We start from the raw sequence: 3254 nt of genomic DNA, 5'->3' as shown, positions 1-3254 counted from the left end.
TGGGCGTCAAGCTCACCACCCTCCGCCCCGAGCAGGCCTCCTACATCGGCGTCAAGGTCGAGGGCCCCTACAAGCCCGACCACTACCGCTACTGATCCACCGCTACCGATCCCCTGCGGGGATCCGCAGCACTCCAGGCAGGCCCCCGGCACCCGCGCCGGGGGCCTGCCCCGTACCCAAGGACCCGACGCCATGCCCCGCGGCCGCTACTCGCTCCACGACCCGCACGACCACACCCCCCTCGGCGAGGAGCACTTCCACTGCGCCCCCGGTCCCTCGGGCTGGCGCTACGTGGCCCAGCTGACCACCCCGGACGGGGACCACCGCGGCTCGCTGGACCTGGCCATCGACGCCCTCGGCCGCCCCATCCGGCTGGAGGCCAACGCCGCGAGCTGGCAGGTACGCGGCGCCGCCATCGACGGCGTCACCTGGGTCCGCACCGACCCCGCCGGAGCCGAGGCCACCGAGGGCAACGTCGCCGCCCCCGGCTTCACCGGCAGCTCCCCGGCCTTCCTCATCGCCACGGCCCGCCTGCTGCGCCTGACCCCCGGCGCCCCGGCGACCCGGGTCCGGCTCCTCGCGCTGACCGACCCGGTGCTGGCACCCCGTACCGTCGACCAGGCCTGGGCCCTGCTCTCACGCGCCGAGCACCCGACGGACAGCGGCCCGCTGGTGGTGGACGAGTACCAGGTCACCGCACTGGACACGGGCGAGGTCCACACCGTGCACATCGCCGGGGACGTGGTCCTCTCGGCGCCCGGCATCGAACTCGAACACCTGGAGACCCCGCCGTCGTCCTTCGAGGACTCCGACGACCCCGGCGACTTCGAGGGCTTCGAGGACTAGGCGGGCGGAGCGAACCCGGTCCCGCGAGGCGTCGTCGACGGCGGCGGCGCCACGGGCGCCACCGGCGCGGGGGCCACGACCGGCGCGGGCATCGGCACGGCCATGGGCACGGGACCGGCCATCGGTGCCGGAGCCGGAGCCGGAGCAGGCGCGGCCGGGGCCGCGGCGAAGGCCCGCGCGGCGTCCCGCGACTGCCGCTCGTGCACCACGGCCATCAGGAACGCGGCGGCCGGCACCCCGGCCGGCGGCGGCGTCCCGGTCCGGGCCACCACGTCGTCCGCCAGCCGCACCGCCATCGCGGCACCGGTGTGCGGGTCCAGCTGGTTCATCCGCGTCAGGTACTGCCGGATCGCCAGCCACAGCCCGTCCGGCACCGCCGAGAGGTCCAGGCCCGCGAACCGCCCGGCCAGCCACGGCGGCGGCGGGGGCACCGGCATCACCCGGGCCGCCGGCACCCGCTCCCGGACCACCAGGGTCCCGGCGAACACGTCACCCAGCCGACGGCCCCGCTCCGACATCAGCGAGGCGATGCAGGCGACCGCCCCGAAGGTGAGCAGCAGCTCCACGACCCCCATGGCCCCGCGCACCAGCGCGTGCCGGAACCGGATCGGCCCGCCGTCCTCCCGCACCACCCGCAGCCCGCACGCCATCTTCCCCAGCGAGCGGCCGTGGCTCAGCGTCTCCACCGCGATCGGTACGCCGACCAGCACCAGCAGCATGCTCGCCACCGACACCGCGGCCTGCGCGGCCTCGTCCAGGCTCGCCGTCGCGGCCAGCAGCCCGACCATCACCACCACGAACCCGGTGCCGTACACGACCAGGTCGAGCAGGACCGCCAGGGCCCGGCTCGGCAGCCGCGCCGGCCGCAGACCCAGGACGACCGCGTCTCCCGTCACCAGATCGCTCACCGCGCGCACCTTTCCCCGACCTGACCCGCCCCTGTGCACCCCAGTCTGCCAAGCTGACCGTAGGAGAAGTAAGCCGTATCGGGTGGCCAGGGGCAGGGGAGCGGTAACCGGATGGATCTCGACGTCTTCGTGGCGGCCCACCAGACGGAATGGGCCCGCCTGGAGCAGCTCCTCGGCCGGGGCCGTCGGCTCACCGGGGCGGAGGCCGACGAACTCGTCGCCCTCTACCAGCGAACCTCCACCCACCTCTCCCTGATCCAGTCGAGCGCCCCCGACCCGATGCTCACGGCCCGGCTCACCCAGCTCGTCGCGCGTGCCCGCTCGACCGTCACCGGCACCCGCCGTGCGAGCTGGCGCGACGCCGCCCGCTTCTTCACCGAGGGCTTCCCGGCCGCCGTCTACCGCAGCCGCCGCTGGTGGATACCCACCGCGCTGCTCTCCACGGCCCTCGGCGTGCTCATCGGCTGGTGGATAGCGACCCACCCCGAGGTCCAGAGCGCCATAGCCACCCCGGAGCACCTCAAGGAGCTGACCCGGCCCGGCGGCGGGTACGAGACCTACTACTCCAGCCACCCGGCGGCGTCCTTCGCCGCGCAGGTCTGGACGAACAACGCCAAGGCCGCCGCGATCTGCCTGGTCCTGGGTGCGTTCCTGGGCCTGCCGGTCCTGTGGATCCTCTTCCTGAACATGGCGAACCTGGGCGTCGGTCTCGGCCTGATGACCTCCGCCGGCCGCCTCGACGTCTTCCTCGGCCTGATCCTCCCGCACGGCCTGCTCGAACTGACGGCGGTGTTCGTGGCCGCCGGTACGGGCCTGCGCCTCGGCTGGACGGTCATCGACCCGGGCCCCCGCACCCGCCGCACGGCCCTCGCCGAACAGGGCCGCGCCGCCCTCGGCATGGCCATCGGCCTGGCCGCGGTCCTCTTCGTCTCCGGCCTGATCGAGGGCTTCGTGACCCCGTCGGGCCTCCCGACCTGGGCGCGCATCACCATCGGCGTCCTCGCGGAGGCTGCGTTCCTCGTCTACGTCTACGTTCTCGGCGGCCGCGCTTCCCGCGCCGGCGAGGTGGGTGACGTGCAGGAGGCGGACCGTACGGCGACGCTCCCGACGGCGGCCTGATGTGCGTACAAGGCAGCTGAGCTGCTAGTCTCCTCGTCGTCCCGCAGGCTGTTGACACGGCCGCTGCGGGGAGGTAGATTCGAACGGTTGCCTCGAACTGGACAAGTTCGGCAGCGATGGTTTAAAGTCTCTCTCGCCCCCAAATGGAATTGAATTCCCGTGGGGCACAACCGTCTCTCCATTCAGGAAGTCGAAGCCGGGAAATCCGGTGGAAAACTTCTGATAGAGTCGGAACCGCCGGAAAGGGAAAGCGTGAAAGCGCAGGACCTCGAAAGCGCCGAGGAAGTCGGACACGAAAGAGTCTGATAGAGTCGGAAACGCAAGAACGAAGAACGAAAGCCCGGAGGAAAGCCCGAGAGGGTGAGTACAAAGGAAGCGTCC

General features: G+C 72.4%; 4 protein-coding genes. 3 read left to right on the top strand and 1 reads right to left on the bottom strand.

Annotated elements, in window-relative coordinates:
• Both ACZ597_RS35540 and ACZ597_RS35535 read left to right on the top strand, forming a co-directional pair.
• On the top strand, nucleotides 1–95 hold a 95-nt coding region (locus ACZ597_RS35540; RefSeq protein ID WP_381153455.1), incomplete at its 5' end, for an adenosylhomocysteinase.
• Between the two features lie 97 nt (nucleotides 96–192).
• The gene (locus ACZ597_RS35535) at nucleotides 193–846 is read left to right on the top strand and encodes a hypothetical protein (protein WP_471339591.1); all 654 of its coding nucleotides are present in this window, start codon (nucleotides 193–195) and stop codon (nucleotides 844–846) included.
• Here ACZ597_RS35535 and ACZ597_RS35530 read toward each other — a convergent pair.
• Entirely contained in the window at nucleotides 843–1754 is a 912-nt protein-coding gene (locus ACZ597_RS35530) for an RDD family protein (protein ID WP_471339588.1), read from the bottom strand. The two genes, ACZ597_RS35535 and ACZ597_RS35530, sit on opposite strands and share 4 nt — an antisense overlap.
• A gap of 111 nt (nucleotides 1755–1865) precedes the next feature.
• Here ACZ597_RS35530 and ACZ597_RS35525 point away from each other — a divergent pair, with 111 nt between their 5' ends.
• Complete coding sequence (locus ACZ597_RS35525) at nucleotides 1866–2873, top strand: stage II sporulation protein M (protein ID WP_471339585.1); 1008 nt, start codon at nucleotides 1866–1868, stop codon at nucleotides 2871–2873.
• Nucleotides 2874–3254 lie beyond the last annotated feature (381 nt).

This window comes from Streptomyces sp. NPDC040718 (assembly GCF_055593565.1).
Note: the sequence above shows the minus strand (reverse complement) of the source record. Positions and strands in the feature narration are given on the sequence as shown.

What these genes read in the sequence shown, in the direction of transcription:
- ACZ597_RS35535 (WP_471339591.1), top strand. Translation starts at nt 193, where the DNA reads ATGCCCCGCGGCCGCTACTCGCTCCACGACCCGCACGACCACACCCCC.
- ACZ597_RS35525 (WP_471339585.1), top strand. Translation starts at nt 1,866, where the DNA reads ATGGATCTCGACGTCTTCGTGGCGGCCCACCAGACGGAATGGGCCCGC.